The organism is Streptomyces sp. BPTC-684, from assembly GCF_030028635.1.
Classification (GTDB): domain Bacteria; phylum Actinomycetota; class Actinomycetes; order Streptomycetales; family Streptomycetaceae; genus Streptomyces; species Streptomyces noboritoensis.
The window spans coordinates 5,696,009-5,709,941 of record NZ_CP124863.1; the positions used below are offsets into that span (position 1 = coordinate 5,696,009).

Below are 13,933 nucleotides of genomic sequence, written 5' to 3' on the forward strand. Positions count from 1 at the left end.
GGGCCCGCCGCGTTCCGTCATGCTTCGGGCATGGGAGACACGGCACTGGTGCTCGGCGCGGGCGGAATCACCGGCGTGGGCTGGGAGATCGGCATGCTGTACGGGCTCGCCGAGGCGGGTGTCGACGTGACCGGCGCGGACCTGGTGGTCGGCAGCTCGGCGGGCTCGGTGGTCGCCGCGCAGATCACCTCGGGCCGGATAGGGCTGCCGCAGCTGTACGAGCGTCAGCTCGCCCGGCCCGCCGGCGAGGTCCCGGCGAACCTGGGCCCGGCCGCGGTGTTCCGGTTCGCCCGCGCGGCGCTGACCTCCCGTACCCCCGAGGAGTACGGCAGGAAACTGGGCCGGGTCGCGCTCGCCGGGGGCACCGGCCAGGAGGCCGCCCGGCGCGAGGTGATCGCCGGACGGCTGGTGTCGCACGAGTGGCCGGCGCGGCGGTTGAGGATCACTGCGGTCGCGGCGGACAGCGGCGAACTGCGGATCTTCGACCGGGAGAGCGGCGTGGAACTGGTGGACGCGGTCGCCGCCAGCTGCGCGGTGCCCGGGGTGTGGCCCGCCGTCACCGTCGAGGGCCGCCGCTGGATCGACGGGGGAGTGCACTCCCCGGCCAACGCCCAGCTCGCCGCCGGATACGACCGGGTGCTGGTGCTCGCGCCGCTGGCGCTCGGCGGCGGCCCGCTGGACTCGCCGCGCACCCAGGTGGCCGCGCTGTCCGCCGCGGGCACGCGCGTCGAGCTCATCACCCCGGACTCCGCCGCCCGCCGCGCCTTCGGCCGCAACTCCCTGGAGCCGTCCCGCCGCGCCCCGGCCGCGCGAGCGGGCCGCACTCAGGCGGCCGCCCACGCGGCGGCGGTACGGAAGTTGTGGTCATAAGTGGTTTCGTGGAAGTCCGGTGCGATGACCCGTGCCCCAAAGGGGCGCGGGGAACTGCGCGACCAGCCCCCACCGGCCCGCAGACCACGCACTTCACCTCCAGCGAAGCGCTCCCGCACAATGGGACGGTGAACGAGCAGATACCGGTCAGCCGGACAGTGGACTGGGGCACCGCCAAGCTGATGCCCGATGTCGACCGCGAGCGGGCCTGGCTGCTCACCGTGAACGGCGCGCCCCAGTCGTACGTCGACCTCGACGACCCCACGTACATCGAGTTCGAGTACGCCCGCAGGCTCGCCCATGTCGTCGACTGCGCGGGCGAGCCGGGCGCACCGCTCGACGTGCTGCACCTCGGCGGCGGCGCGCTCACCCTGCCGCGCTATCTGGCGGCGACCCGGCCGGGCTCGCGCCAGGACGTGGTGGAGGCCGACCGGGGGCTGCTCGCCCTGGTCACCGAGCATCTCCCGCTGCCCGACGGCAGCGGGATCCGGGTGCACGCGGCCGACGCCCGCGCCTGGGCCGAGGCGGCTCCGGCGGACTCGGCCGATCTGCTCGTCGCGGACGTCTTCGGCGGCTCCCGGGTGCCCGCGCACCTCACCTCGGTCGAGTACGCGCGGACCGCCGAGCGGGTGCTGCGGCCCGGCGGGCTCTACGCGGCCAACCTCGCCGACGGCGCGCCCTTCGACTTCCTCCGCCCCCAGCTGGCCACCTTCCGGGCGGTGTTCGAGCAGGTCGCGCTGATCGCGGAGCCCTCGGTGCTGCGCGGGCGCCGGTTCGGCAACGTGGTGCTGCTCGCCTCGCACGGGCCGCTGCCGATCGCCCCCCTCGCCCGGCTGACCGCCGGGGACGCCTTCCCCGCCCGGGTCGAGCACGGCGACGCGGTGCGGCGGTTCACCGGCGGCGCGAGGCCCGTACCGGACAGCGAGGCGCAGCCGTCACCCGAGCCCCCCGACGGGGCGTTCGGCATCGGCTGAGACGGGCGGAACTGCCGTGTCCGCATCCGCCGAAGCCCCGGTCACCGGCGCGGTGCGGCGCGTCAGGTTCCGTACGTCCGGGACGGTCAGCACCGCGGCCGTCAGGACGACGATCACCACCGCGCAGCCCCACAGCGCGGAGGTCCGGCCGAAGGCGCTCTCGGCGGGGCCCGCGAGCGCGGTGGCCAGCGGCACCACGGCGAGCGAGCCGAGCCAGTCGTAGGCGGAGACCCGGGACAGCTTCTCCTCGGGTATCTCCTGGTGCATCGCGGTCATCCAGGAGACGCCGAACACCTCGATCGACACACCGGTCAGGAACATCACCGCGACCAGCACCCCGATCGGCACCGGCACGGCGAGCGCGGCGGAGGGCAGTGCGAGGGGGAAGACGCAGAGCGAGCCGACGAACAGCAGGCGGCGCGGCTTCCAGCGCATCATCACCAGGGCGCCGCCGACCGTGCCCGCCCCGAACGCGGCGAGCGCCAGGCCCCACGGCCCCGGCCCGCCCAGATGGTCCCGGGCGACCAGCGGCCCGTACACCGCGTCGGCTGCCACCACGACGGCGTTGACGATCGAGAACTGCGCCACGATCGCCCAGAGCCAGGGGCGGCCGATGAACTCCCGCCAGCCGTCGCGCAGATCGGCCACCATGCCGCCGCCGGGCTCGCGCGGCGGGACGTGGCGCACGTCGATGAAGGCGCGCAGCGCGCCCGCCACGGCGAAGGCGGCCGCGTCGACGGCGAGCACCCAGCCGGGTCCGACGGCGGCGATCAGCGCCCCGCCGAGGGCGGCGCCGCCGATGCCCGCGCCCTGCATCGCCATCCGGTACAGCGCGAACGCGCGCCCCGCCTCCTCGCCTTGCACGCTGGACATCAGCATGCCCTCGGACGCGGGGCCGAAGAACGCCTGGCCCACGCCGCCAAGCGCGCTGAGCGCCAGCATCTGCCACAGCTGGGGGCTGCCGGTCAGGACGAGCAGCGCGAAGGCGCCCTGGGAGAGGAAGTTGAGGCTGTTGGCGGCGACCATCACCCGGTGCCGGGGTATTCGGTCCGCGAGCGCGCCGCCGACCAGCAGGAAGAGGACGAGCGGAACGGTACGGGCCGCCGCCACCAGACCCACGTCGCCGCCGTCGCCGCCCGCCTGCAGCACCGCGAACGCCGAGGCGATCAGGGCGCCCTGACTGCCCAGATTGGTCACGATCGCGGCGGCGGTGAGCAGCGAGTAGTTGCGGCCCGCCCAGGTGGGGCGGCGGAAACGGGGGACGGCGGCGGCAGATGTCACCTGTGGACTATCGCCGCCGCCGCCTCGATGTGCCAAACCGATTGCCGTCGCGTACGCGGTGCCGGGGGTGTCACCGCGTACGGGCGGGGTCAGCCGGTGGGCTGACCGGCCAGGCGCACCGTGCTGAGGATCTTCTGGATGGTCTCATCGGTGACCGCGCCGCTGACGCCGGTGGCCGAGTAGAGGTTCCAGGCCACGAAGTCGCCCTTGGCGTTCTTGAAGCCGAAGGTGATCGCCTGGCCGTCGGTGTCGCACTTGCTGGTCTTCTTGACCCCGGTCGCCGAGGCGCGGGCGACACTGCCCGTGATGCCCGACTTGGTGGTGTACGGGACGGGCTTGACGATCTTGATGATCTTCTTGTCCGGCTGGGTGTACGCGCCGTACACCCACCACGGCACCTGCTCGGCCACCTCGTCGGTGTTCTTGGCGCCGTCGGCGCCCTTGGTGCCGGTGCCCGCGAGCCCGGTGTCCTCGGTGTTGCCGTCGTGGTTGGAGTCCTCGGTGCACCACTTGGGCTTGTAGTACGCGGGTGCCGACTGCATGACGATCGGCTTCCCGGTCGGGTTGGCGTGGTCCTCGAAACCGCCGGTCCAGCCCGGGCCCTTGAACTCCCAGTCCGACGGGACGTCGAAGGCCGTGCCCCACTTGGGGTTGGTGATGACCTTCCAGCCCTCGATGGTCGGCTTCTGCTCCTCGGTGGAGCCGCCGCGCGGGTTGGCGGCGGGCGGCGAGGCCTGCGCCGGAACCGAGGAGCTCTTCGACGGCTTGTTGTCGTCGGCCTTGGTGTCCTTCTTGCCGTCGTCCTTCATGACCACGACGCCGGTGACGACCGCCGCGACCACGACCGCGGTCGCCGCGACGATGGCGATCAGGGTCGTCTTCTTCTTGCCCCCGTCACCGTCCTGCGGCGGCATCGGCGGTCCGGGCGGCGCCCCCACCGGGTACTGCGGCACGGTCGGCTGCTGGTACGGGTTGGGCTGCTGCTGCGGATAGCCGTATCCGGGCTGCTGGTAGCCGCCGGGCGGTGCCTGGGGCGGCGGTGCCTGGGGCGGCGGTGCCTGGTACCCCGGCTGCGTCGGCTGCTGGTACGGGTTGGGCTGTTGGTAGCCCGGCTGCTGGTACGGGTTCTGGTTCGGGTCCTGCGGATTCTGCTCGCCCCCGGGCGGCTGCTGTCCTTGCCACATGGCGAGTAACCATAGAGGGGAGGGGGCGCCGCTCCAACGTCCGCCCCTGTGAGGGGATGGTCAAGGTCTACTACTCGCGGGTAACATCCGATGCCATGAGCGCTGATCAGATGTCCGTCGGCGAGATGCTCGCCGCGACCGTTCCCATGGCCAGGACCCTCAAGCTGGAGTTCCTGGAGACCACCCCCGAGCGGGCCGTGGTCCGGTTGCCCGACCAGGCCGAGTACCACAACCACGTGGGCGGACCGCACGCCGGCGCGATGTTCACGCTTGCCGAGTCCGCCAGCGGTGCCATCGTGATCGCCGCCTTCGGCGACCAGATGAACCGTGCCGTGCCGCTCGCCGTCAAGGCGGAGATCGGCTACAAGAAGCTTGCCATGGGCGTGGTCACCGCCACCGCCACGCTGGGCCGCCCGATCGCGGACGTCGTCGCGGAGCTGGACGCGGGGGAGCGCCCCGAGTTCCCGGTCGCCATCGCGATCACCCGTGAGGACGGCGCCGTCACCGGCGAGATGACCGTCGTCTGGACCCTGCGTCCGCACAGCTGATCCACGCGGTTCCCGAACGGATCCGGCCCCGAGCGCCTCTGCGCTCGGGGCCGGATCCGTTTCTTGTTCAACTTATTGACTCCGTTCCGGGCCGGTCCTAGCTTTCTCGGACAACACGTGGCGTCTGACGGTGTGTCAACGGGGTTCTGCCGCATGGTGTGTTCAGAAGCCGAAGCACGTCCTGGCGTTTGCACGTGTCACCTCGCCGTGCCCGCACACAAAGGAGTGACGGTCATGTCCGACACCGTTTCCCGCAGGTCCGCCCTGTGGCTGCTCGGCGGCGCCGTCACGGTCGCCGCGGCCGCGACCGGCTGGAGCGCCCGGCCCGCCGGGGCCGCCGGAACCCGTGCCACCGGAACCGGGGCCGCCGCGGCCCCCGCCGCCAGCCCCCGCGTCGAGTCGCTGATCCGCCGCCTCACCCTCGACGAGAAGCTGACCCTCCTGCACGGCGCCGACGACCCCCAGAGCCTCGGCCAGGCCGGGTACGTCCCCGGCGTGCCCCGGCTCGGCATCCCGCCCCTGCGGCTCGCGGACGGGCCCGCCGGGGTCCGCGTCACCCAGCACGCGACCGCGCTGCCCGCCCCGGTGCTGCTCGCCTCCGCCTTCGACCCCGCGCTCGCCCGGGAGTACGGGGAGGTCATCGGCCGCGAGGGCCGCGCGCTCGGCCAGGACGTGCTGCTCTCGCCGATGGTCAACCTGATCCGCACCCCGTACGCGGGCCGCAACTTCGAGACCTTCTCCGAGGACCCGCTGCTCTCGGCCGACCTCGTCGCCGAGGAGGTGAGCGGCATCCAGGCGCAGGGCCTGATCGCCACGGTCAAGCACTTCGCCCTGAACAACCAGGAGAAGGACCGCATGTCCATCGACGTACGGGCCGACGAGCAGACCCTGCACGAGGCGGAGCTGCGCGGCTTCGAGGCGGCGGTCTCCGCGCGCGCCGGGGCCGTCATGGGCGCGTACAACAAGGTCGACTCCACCTTCGCCTGCGAGAACGCGGACCTGCTCACCGGGGTGCTGCGGGACACCTGGGGCTTCGACGGGTGGGTGATGACCGACTGGTTCGCCGCCCACTCCACCGTCGCCTCGATCCGCGCCGGGCTCGACATGGAGATGCCGGGCGGCACCTACTTCGGCGCCGCTCTCAAGCAGGCGGTCCGGGACGGCAGCGTCCCCCAGGCGCTGGTGGACCGCTCGGTGCGCCGCGTCCTGACCGTCATGGAGCGCTTCGGGCTGCTCGACGGCAGCGCTCCGGCCCGCCCCGACCGCGACCCGGCCGCCGGTGCCCGCACCGCCCTCAAGGTGGCCAAGGCCGGTGCCACGCTGCTGCGCAACGAGCGTCGCGCCCTGCCGCTCACCGGCGCCGCCGCCCGCTCCGTCGCGGTGATCGGCCCGACCGGCTCGCTCCCCTTCGTCAGCGGCGGCGGCAGCGCCCATGTGGTGCCGGACCGGGCCGCGAGCCCCCTGGACGCCATCAGGGAGCGGGCGGGCGAGGGCGCGCGGGTGCGCTACGCGCTCGGCGAGGACCTGTTCGGCCGGGCCCTGCCCGCCGGAGCCGTCTCGCCCGGCGCCGACTTCGAGGGACAGCACGTCGCCGCGGGCGCGACCTGGACGTACGACGGCACCCTCACCGCCGCCGAGGCCGACGAGTGGACCCTGGTCATCCACTACTCCGGGCGCGAGCGGCCCGTCGTCCTGCTCGACGGCACCGAGCTCTTCCCGCTCGCCCCGGGCTACGGCGAGTACTTCGCGGGCGGCCTGGTCAGCGCCGCCCCCGACGGGCTCTCCGTGCGCCGGGCCACCGTGCGGCTCGCGGCCGGTCCGCACACGCTGAAGATCACCGCGAAGGGCGGCGCCGACGGGCAGCTGTTCCGGCTGCGCCGGATCACCGGGGCGACCCGGGCCGCCGACGTCGCCGAGGCGGTACGCGTGGCGCGCGCGGCCGAGAGCGTCGTCCTCTTCGCCTATGAGGACGCCACCGAGGGCGCCGACCGCACCACCCTCGCCCTCCCGGGCCACCAGAACGCGCTGATCGACGCGGTCACCGCCGTCAACTCCCGTACCACCGTGGTCCTCAACACCTCTTCCAGTACCACCATGCCCTGGCTGGAGCGGACCGCCGCGGTGCTCCAGATGTACTACCCCGGCCAGGAGGGCGCGCCGGCCACGGCCGCCGTGCTCTTCGGCGACTGCGACCCGGGCGGGCGGCTCACCCAGTCCTTCCCGGTCTCCGACGAGCGCCACCCGGTGGCGGGCGACCCGCGCCGCTACCCGGGCGTCGACGGCGTCGAGGAGTACAGCGAGGGCATCCACCTCGGCTACCGCTGGTACGACCAGGCGGGCGTCGCACCGCTCTTCCCCTTCGGCCACGGCCTGTCGTACACGGCTTTCCTCTACGACGACCTGTCCGTGCGCGCCGAGCACGGCGGGCTCTCGGTGACCTTCACCGTCCGCAACACCGGCCGCCGCACCGGCACCACGGTCGCGCAGGTCTACGTCGGCCGCTCGCCGCACCTCCGCCTCGACCAGGCCGAGCGCGCGCTCGCGGGCTACCGGCGCCTGGAGCTGCCCCCGGGCGGCGCACGCCGGGTCACCGTCACGCTCCCCGCCCGCACGCTCTCGTCCTGGGACCCGGCCCGGCACGGCTGGGTCCTGGGCACCGGCCGCCGCCGCGTGGAGGTGGGCGCCTCCGCGCGCGACATCCGGCTCACCGGCCACGGGGAGGTCCGGCGATGAGCGGCGGCGGGATACGGGGCCGGCTCACGGCCCGGATCCGCACGGCCCTGCTGCTCACGACCGCCTGCGCGGCGGCCCTGCTCACCCCCGTCCCGGCCGGGGCGCTCACCCCCGGCCCCACCCTCGTACGCACCCACTCCGGTCTGCTCAAAGGGGAAACGACCGACGAGGGGCGGCAGTTCCTGGGAATTCCCTATGCCGAGCAGCCGGTCGGCGCGCTGCGCTGGACGGCGCCGCGCCCGGCCGCGCCCTGGCGGGGCGTACGGGACGCGACCCGGTTCGCCGACCGCTGTGTCCAGGGCGCCAGTTGGGACCCGGGATACGAGCGGGCCACCCTCACCGAGGACTGCCTCGCCCTCAATGTGTACGTGCCCGGGCACCGGCGGGGTGCGCTGCCGGTCCTCGTCTGGCTGCACGGGGGCGGGCTCACCGCGGGCGCGGGTTCCGACGTCGTCCCGGACGCGTTCGCCCGCAGCACCGGCTCCGTCGTCGTCACCGTCAACTACCGCCTCGGCTCCCTCGGCTTCCTGGCCCTGCCCGGTCTGGACGCGGAGGCCCGGGACGGCGTCTCCGGCAACTACGGCATGCTCGACCAGCAGGCCGCGCTGCGCTGGGTGCGCTCCGAGATCGGCGCCTTCGGCGGCGACCCGGGCCGGGTCACCGTCGCCGGGGAGTCGGCCGGCGGCCGCTCGGTCTGCACCCAGCTCGCCTCGCCCACCGCCCGTGGCCTGTTCCGCGCCGCCGTGATCCAGAGCGGCGCGTACGGCGACTGCGCGGCCAGGACCCGCTCGCGGGCGGCGGCCGACGGCGCCGCCTTCGCCCGCCGGGCCGGATGCGGTGAGCGGGCCACCGCCCTCGCCTGTCTGCGCCGCAAGCCCGCCGCCGAGCTGCTCGCCGCGCAGTCCGGCCTCGGCTGGGGGCCGGTCACCGGCGGCGCCTTCCTGCCCGAGCAGCCCGCCACCGCCTTCGCGACCGGCCGGTCCGCCCGGGTGCCCGTGCTCAACGGGGCCAACGAGGACGAGGGGCGGCTCTTCGCCTTCTCCCGCTACCCGCTCGCGGCGGCCGACTACCCCGGGGCGGTCGCCGGGTACTTCGGGGCGGCCCGCGCCCCCGAGGTCCTCGCCCACTACCCGCTGAGCGGCTTCCCCTCGGCCACGCTCGCCTACGCCACCGCCATCGGCGACCAGCTGATGGCCTGCCCCGCGCTGCGGCTCGACCGGGCGCTGGCGGCCCGGGGGCCGGTCTACGCGTACGAGTTCGCCGACCGCACCTCGCCCCCGTTCGCCTCGCTGCGCGCCCTGCACACCGACTTCGACTTCGGGGCGACGCACGTGAACGAGGTCCAGTACCTCTTCCGGCACTTCGGGCTCGACGCGCCCTTCGACGCCGAACAGCGGGCGCTGGCCCGGCAGATGACCGCCTACTGGGGCTCCTTCCTGCACGGGAACCCGCCCCGGGCGGCCGGGCAGCCCGCGATGCCGGACTGGTCGGGCGACGACTCCCCGGGCCGGGTGCTGCGGCTGCGCACGGCGTCGGCGGACGGTAACGCCGTGGTCACCACGGTCGCCCGGGCGCACCGGTGCGGCTTCTGGGACGCCGCCGACGCGGCGTGAGCGGGTAGGCTTCCCGGCGTGCGCCAAGGGGGGCGCACGCCGGGCGTCGGCCCGTCGCGATCGGGAGGAAACGGGCGTTGCACATCCAGGAGTGGCTGGAGAACATCCCCGCCGTCAGTGTCTACCTCCTGGTGGGGCTGGTCATCGGCTTGGAGAGCCTCGGCATTCCGCTGCCGGGCGAGATCGTCCTCGTCAGCTCCGCGCTGCTGGCGTCCCAGCAGGGCCACATCAACCCGGTGATCCTCGGCGCCGCCGCCGTGGTGGGCGCGGTCGTCGGCGACTCGATCGGCTACGCGATCGGCCGCAAGGGCGGCAGAGGGCTGCTGGCCTGGCTCGGCGCCAAGTTCCCCAAGCACTTCAGCGAGGGCCATGTCGCCATGGCCGAGAAGTCCTTCCAGAAGTGGGGCATGTGGGCGGTCTTCTTCGGCCGCTTCATCGCACTGCTGCGCATCTTCGCGGGCCCGCTGGCGGGCGTGCTGCACATGCCGTACTGGAAGTTCCTCATCGCCAACGTGCTCGGCGGCATCTGCTGGGCGGGCGGCACCACGGCCGCGATCTACTACATCGGCGTGGTCGCCGAGTCGTGGCTGAAGAACTTCTCGTACGTGGGTCTGGGCCTCGCGGCCGTCCTCGGCGTGGTCTCGATGCTGGTCGTCAAGAACCGCGCGAAGAAGGCGTCGGCCGAGATCGAGTCGGCCCCGGCCGAGAACGTGCCCGCCGCCGACTGACTCAGCCCTTGAGCAGGACCGTGAGCGCGCGGCCGAACACATAACGGCCCGCGCGCGACACCAACGGGTCGAGGGCGCGCGGCAGCCCCCACACCCGCAGGTCCTCCCGCCACACGAGCAGCGCCCCGGCCGCAGATCCTCGGGGGCTGGGGCGCACCTCGATCTCGGCCCAGCCGGTGACCACCCGCCCGCGCTTCTCCATCCGGCAGCGCCCCGGCCGCCCCCGCTCGGGCGGCTCCCACACCACGACCTCCATCGGGTCCTCGAACGCGAGGCGCCCGATGCCGGTGCGGGCCACGAAGACCGTGCCGACGCCGGTGGGCGGGTGAGTGGTGACGGTGATCCGGGTCAGCGGGACGCTCCCCGAGTGGCGGCTCCAGTCGGTGAGCCGCCGCCAGACCTCGGCGGGGCCCGCCTCCGTACGCCGGTCGATCCGGAAGAGTGCCATCCGGCGATCGTACGGGCCACCCGGGCGCACGCCCCGGCGATCCGTCGCCTACCGTGCCCCTGGGCGCGATGAGATCCGTACGAAGGAGTGGCGCATGGCAGAGCAGGCGTTGGTCGTGGCTGTGGGCGGGAAGAAGCCGCAGGTCGACCCGGCGGCGTTCACCGCACCCACCGCCGTGGTGCTCGGCGAGGTGACCCTCGCCGCCGGGGCGAGCGTCTGGTACCACACGGTGCTGCGGGCCGACTGCGGCCCGATCGTGCTCGGCGCCGACAGCAACATTCAGGACAACTGCACGGTCCACGTGGACCCCGGCTTCCCGGTGACGGTCGGCGAGCGCGTCTCGGTCGGGCACAACGCCGTGCTGCACGGCTGCACGGTCGAGGACGACGTGCTCATCGGCATGGGGGCGACCGTCCTCAACGGGGCCGTGATCGGCGCCGGTTCGCTGGTCGCCGCGCAGGCGCTGGTGCCGCAGGGGATGGTCGTACCGCCCGGCTCGCTCGTCGCGGGCGTGCCCGCCAAGGTCAGGCGCGAGCTCACCGACGAGGAGCGCGAGGGCATCAAGGTCAACGCGCTGATGTATCTGGGCCTGGCCAAGGACCACCGCGAGGCGCACGGCGGCTGACCTCCGGGGCCCGGGCTGAGCGGAAGATCACAGGTCCCGGCGCTGACCAGCGCAGTCGGCGGTGAGTACCGTGTGCGGGTGCCGAAGAACAGAAACACGTTCTCATCGCTGACCGCCTGGCGGCGCCGGCTGGCCGCGGGCGCGGTCCAGCGCGGCTGGCAGTGGGTGCAGCAGGCGGGGGCGATCACCGCCGAGCACCCCGGGCGGCTGCGGTTCCGCCGGATCGGCTCCGGCACCCGGCTCGCGTTCCCGCAGGGCACGGTCTTCGGCGAGCCCTGGATCGAGCTCGGCGACCACTGCATCATCGGCGAGCAGGTCACGCTGACGGCCGGAATGATGCCGGGCCTCGACCTCGGCTCCGAGCCGATCCTGACGCTCGGGGACGGCGTGGTGCTCGGCCGGGGCAGCCACGTCATCGCGGACACGACGGTGACCATCGGCTCGAACACGTACTGCGGCCCGTACGTCTACATCACCTCCACCAACCACAGCTACGACGACCCGCATCAGCCGGTCGGCAAGCAGTGGCCCCGGATGGAGCCGGTGGAGATCGGACCGGGCTGCTGGCTCGGCACCGGCGCGGTCGTCCTGCCCGGCGCCCGGCTCGGCCGCAACGTGGTGGTCGCGGCGGGCGCGGTGGTCCGGGGCGAGGTCCCCGACCACGCCGTGGTCGCCGGGGCGCCCGCGAGGGTCGTACGAACCTGGGACCACGAGAACGGCTGGCAGCCTCCACTGCGCACACCGGCCCCGGTGCCGATCCCCGAGGGCGTCACGCCGGAACAACTGCTGGCGGTGGCGGAGTTGGCGCCGGACGAGGTGTAAGAGGGGGCGTCCCCGGCGTCTTCAAAGGGGGCGTGGTTGCTGCCTTGCTGAGGCGCAACCCCCTAAGGGGCGCGGGGCTGTGACATTGTGCGGCTCCGCCGCGTGGGCGCGACCAGCCCCCACCGGCCCGCAGACGAACATCAGGCACATCATCCCGTCGCCAACAGCAACGTACCCACCAACGCGATACCCGCCCCCGCCGCCTGCACCCCGCGCAGCCGTTCCTTGAGGACGCCCCGCGCGGCCAGCGCGGTGATCACCGGGTACAGAGAGGCGAGCACGGCCGCAACCGTGACCGGCCCCTGCTGCGCGGCGATCGCGTACGTACCGTTCGCCGCCACATCGGCCAGCCCCACGAAGGCGAGCGCGGGCAGCGCGGTCACGACGACGGACCAGCCGCCCTCCGGCAGCGCCGCGCCGCCCCGCTTCACGGACACGTACAACGCCGTCCCGCCGACCGCGACATTCGTGACGCGCTGGACGAACAGTGCGAGGAACAGGCCGGTGACCGTGGTCGACGCCTCCGCGATCAGCGCCATCACCGCACCGAAGCCGAATGCGGCGAGCAGTGTGAGCGCGATCGCCTGCCGCTGGACCGGCGCGCCCCGGAACTCCGGGCCGCCCGCCATGAGGATGCCGACCACCGCGACGGCGATCCCGGCGAACTGGAACAGGCCCGGCCGCTCGCCGAGGAACAGGCCGACCCCGACCGGCACGGCCACTCCGAGCGAGCCGAGCGGGGAGACCACGCCCATCGGGCCGAGCGCCAGCGCCTTGTAGAAGCTGAGCATCGCGACCGGGCCGACCGCGCCCGCCGCCACCGCGAACCAGAGCTGCGGCCCGGCCTCGTGCCACGCGCCGGTGGCCACGACGACCGCGCCGAGGACGGCGACGGCGATGGTCTGCGAGACGGCGACCACGGTCAGCGCGGGCGTACGCCGGGTGAGCAGCCCGCCGCCGAAGTCGGCCAGCCCCCACAGGAGGCTGGTGGCCAGGGCGAAGAGTGCCGTCATGAGAGCGCCTCGCAGTACAGTGCGGTGAACGGTTCGGTGCACCGGACCGTAGTTCACTATACTGAACTTGTCATCCAAAATATTAGCCGGTCGCCCTCGGCGGCCCCCATCATGGACGGAATGTGTCGGACCTCGATCTGCTGACCCAGTCCCTGGCCCGCAACGTCAAGCGCTGGCGCACCGAGCGCGGCTTCACCCTGGACGCGCTCGCCTCCCGCGCGGGGGTCAGCCGCGGCATGCTCATCCAGATCGAGCAGGCCCGGACCAACCCCAGCGTCGGCACCGTGGTGAAGATCGCCGACGCCCTCGGCGTGAGCATCACGACCCTGCTCGACTACGAGAGCGGGCCCAGCGTGCGGATCGTGCCGCCGGACCAGGCCGTCCGGCTCTGGTCCACCGAGCGGGGAAGCTCCAGCACGCTGCTCGCGGGCACCGAGGCCCCCGGCCCGCTGGAGATGTGGCGCTGGCACCTGATGCCCGGCGACGGCAGCTCCTCCGACCCGCACCCGGTGGGCACCTTCGAGCTCATCCACGTGACGGCGGGCACCCTCACCCTCGTCGTGGACGGCGCCGAACACCCCGTCCCGGCGGGCCACTCGGTCTCCTTCGAGGCCAGTACGAGCCACACCTACCGCAACGACGGCGCCGAGCCGGTGGAGATGACCATGGCGATCTCGGTCCCGTTCGAACGCTGACCGCTCCGACGCGGGTGGCCCGTGGTGCCGGAGGGGCTCAGGATGCGTACCGTCGGAATCCGGCGGGTGGCGCGAACCGGCCATCCATACACGGGAGTCGGACCGATCCGGCGCGAACCTGTGCGAGAGTGGCCGAAGCGGGGAAGACAAGTGCGGAGAGGGAAAAGCCCTCCCGCAACGACGCACGCCCGCCGGTGGGGGGATCCATGGGACATCTCGTCACGGCCGCCGAACGACCTTGTCCGGCGACCGACCGCCAGGGCCGTGAACGGCCATCACTGCACACACAGGCCGCCAAGGCGCGCGGCGGGGAACTCCCCGCGGCGGTACAGCGCCTGATCGCCGCCGAGAACGCCTCGACGGTTCCGGTCGCCGCCTTCCAGTCTGCGCTCTAGCCGG

Annotated in this window: 14 protein-coding genes; 10 read left to right on the forward strand and 4 right to left on the reverse strand. The window is 73.6% G+C overall.

Annotated features, from left to right (window positions below):
• Positions 1-30: 30 nt before the first annotated feature.
• A complete protein-coding gene (locus QIY60_RS25330) occupies positions 31-870 on the forward strand; it encodes a patatin-like phospholipase family protein (RefSeq protein ID WP_283144478.1) in 840 nt (279 codons plus the stop codon).
• A 128-nt stretch (positions 871-998) separates the two neighbouring features.
• On the forward strand, positions 999-1,844 hold the full coding sequence (locus QIY60_RS25335) for a fused MFS/spermidine synthase (protein ID WP_283144479.1): 846 nt from the start codon (positions 999-1,001) through the stop codon (positions 1,842-1,844).
• On the opposite strand, the gene QIY60_RS25340 is transcribed toward QIY60_RS25335, so the two are convergent.
• Both QIY60_RS25340 and QIY60_RS25345 read right to left on the reverse strand, forming a co-directional pair.
• Entirely contained in the window at positions 1,806-3,125 is a 1,320-nt protein-coding gene (locus tag QIY60_RS25340; RefSeq protein ID WP_283144480.1) for an MFS transporter, read from the reverse strand. The two genes, QIY60_RS25335 and QIY60_RS25340, sit on opposite strands and share 39 nt — an antisense overlap.
• A gap of 89 nt (positions 3,126-3,214) precedes the next feature.
• A complete protein-coding gene (locus tag QIY60_RS25345; protein WP_283144481.1) occupies positions 3,215-4,309 on the reverse strand; it encodes a hypothetical protein in 1,095 nt (364 codons plus the stop codon).
• Between the two features lie 110 nt (positions 4,310-4,419).
• Between QIY60_RS25345 and QIY60_RS25350 the strand changes: the two genes are divergently transcribed.
• The 4 genes from QIY60_RS25350 to QIY60_RS25365 all read left to right on the forward strand — a co-directional run bounded on the left by QIY60_RS25350 (position 4,420) and on the right by QIY60_RS25365 (position 9,931).
• Positions 4,420-4,857, forward strand: a complete 438-nt coding sequence (locus QIY60_RS25350) for a DUF4442 domain-containing protein (protein ID WP_283146067.1) — start codon at positions 4,420-4,422, stop codon at positions 4,855-4,857.
• A gap of 234 nt (positions 4,858-5,091) precedes the next feature.
• On the forward strand, positions 5,092-7,590 hold the full coding sequence (locus tag QIY60_RS25355; protein ID WP_283144482.1) for a glycoside hydrolase family 3 C-terminal domain-containing protein: 2,499 nt from the start codon (positions 5,092-5,094) through the stop codon (positions 7,588-7,590).
• Positions 7,587-9,203, forward strand: coding sequence for a carboxylesterase family protein (locus tag QIY60_RS25360; protein ID WP_283144483.1), 1,617 nt, complete (start codon positions 7,587-7,589; stop codon positions 9,201-9,203). Before QIY60_RS25355 ends, QIY60_RS25360 begins: the two co-directional genes overlap by 4 nt.
• Positions 9,204-9,280: 77 nt before the next feature.
• On the forward strand, positions 9,281-9,931 hold the full coding sequence (locus tag QIY60_RS25365) for a DedA family protein (RefSeq protein WP_283144484.1): 651 nt from the start codon (positions 9,281-9,283) through the stop codon (positions 9,929-9,931).
• Between the two features lies 1 nt (position 9,932).
• Here the strand turns inward: QIY60_RS25365 and QIY60_RS25370 are convergent, their stop codons facing one another.
• The gene (locus tag QIY60_RS25370; protein WP_283144485.1) at positions 9,933-10,379 is read right to left on the reverse strand and encodes an SRPBCC family protein; all 447 of its coding nucleotides are present in this window, start codon (positions 10,377-10,379) and stop codon (positions 9,933-9,935) included.
• A gap of 94 nt (positions 10,380-10,473) precedes the next feature.
• On the opposite strand from QIY60_RS25370, the gene QIY60_RS25375 reads away from it, so the two are divergent.
• Together QIY60_RS25375 and QIY60_RS25380 are read left to right on the forward strand one after the other, a co-directional pair.
• Positions 10,474-11,004 carry a gamma carbonic anhydrase family protein gene (locus tag QIY60_RS25375; RefSeq protein WP_266990962.1) on the forward strand — a complete coding sequence of 177 codons (531 nt, stop codon included), beginning with the start codon at positions 10,474-10,476 and terminating at the stop codon, positions 11,002-11,004.
• A gap of 78 nt (positions 11,005-11,082) precedes the next feature.
• On the forward strand, positions 11,083-11,826 hold the full coding sequence (locus tag QIY60_RS25380; protein WP_283144486.1) for an acyltransferase: 744 nt from the start codon (positions 11,083-11,085) through the stop codon (positions 11,824-11,826).
• A 149-nt stretch (positions 11,827-11,975) separates the two neighbouring features.
• On the opposite strand, the gene QIY60_RS25385 is transcribed toward QIY60_RS25380, so the two are convergent.
• Complete coding sequence (locus QIY60_RS25385; RefSeq protein ID WP_283144487.1) at positions 11,976-12,839, reverse strand: DMT family transporter; 864 nt, start codon at positions 12,837-12,839, stop codon at positions 11,976-11,978.
• Positions 12,840-12,961: 122 nt separating this feature from the next.
• Here QIY60_RS25385 and QIY60_RS25390 point away from each other — a divergent pair, with 122 nt between their 5' ends.
• Together QIY60_RS25390 and QIY60_RS25395 are read left to right on the forward strand one after the other, a co-directional pair.
• Positions 12,962-13,534: an XRE family transcriptional regulator gene (locus QIY60_RS25390; RefSeq protein ID WP_283144488.1), complete on the forward strand. Its 573-nt coding sequence runs from the start codon at positions 12,962-12,964 to the stop codon at positions 13,532-13,534.
• 206 nt (positions 13,535-13,740) lie between these two features.
• Positions 13,741-13,929, forward strand: coding sequence for a hypothetical protein (locus QIY60_RS25395; protein ID WP_266990954.1), 189 nt, complete (start codon positions 13,741-13,743; stop codon positions 13,927-13,929).
• Positions 13,930-13,933: the final 4 nt, after the last annotated feature.

Coding starts and splice junctions, on each gene's coding strand:
- QIY60_RS25375 (WP_266990962.1), top strand. CDS start 10,474: ATGGCAGAGCAGGCGTTGGTCGTGGCTGTGGGCGGGAAGAAGCCGCAG.
- QIY60_RS25330 (WP_283144478.1), top strand. CDS start 31: ATGGGAGACACGGCACTGGTGCTCGGCGCGGGCGGAATCACCGGCGTG.
- QIY60_RS25395 (WP_266990954.1), top strand. CDS start 13,741: ATGGGACATCTCGTCACGGCCGCCGAACGACCTTGTCCGGCGACCGAC.
- QIY60_RS25355 (WP_283144482.1), top strand. CDS start 5,092: ATGTCCGACACCGTTTCCCGCAGGTCCGCCCTGTGGCTGCTCGGCGGC.
- QIY60_RS25350 (WP_283146067.1), top strand. CDS start 4,420: ATGTCCGTCGGCGAGATGCTCGCCGCGACCGTTCCCATGGCCAGGACC.
- QIY60_RS25360 (WP_283144483.1), top strand. CDS start 7,587: ATGAGCGGCGGCGGGATACGGGGCCGGCTCACGGCCCGGATCCGCACG.
- QIY60_RS25385 (WP_283144487.1), bottom strand. CDS start 12,839: ATGACGGCACTCTTCGCCCTGGCCACCAGCCTCCTGTGGGGGCTGGCC.
- QIY60_RS25370 (WP_283144485.1), bottom strand. CDS start 10,379: ATGGCACTCTTCCGGATCGACCGGCGTACGGAGGCGGGCCCCGCCGAG.
- QIY60_RS25345 (WP_283144481.1), bottom strand. CDS start 4,309: ATGTGGCAAGGACAGCAGCCGCCCGGGGGCGAGCAGAATCCGCAGGAC.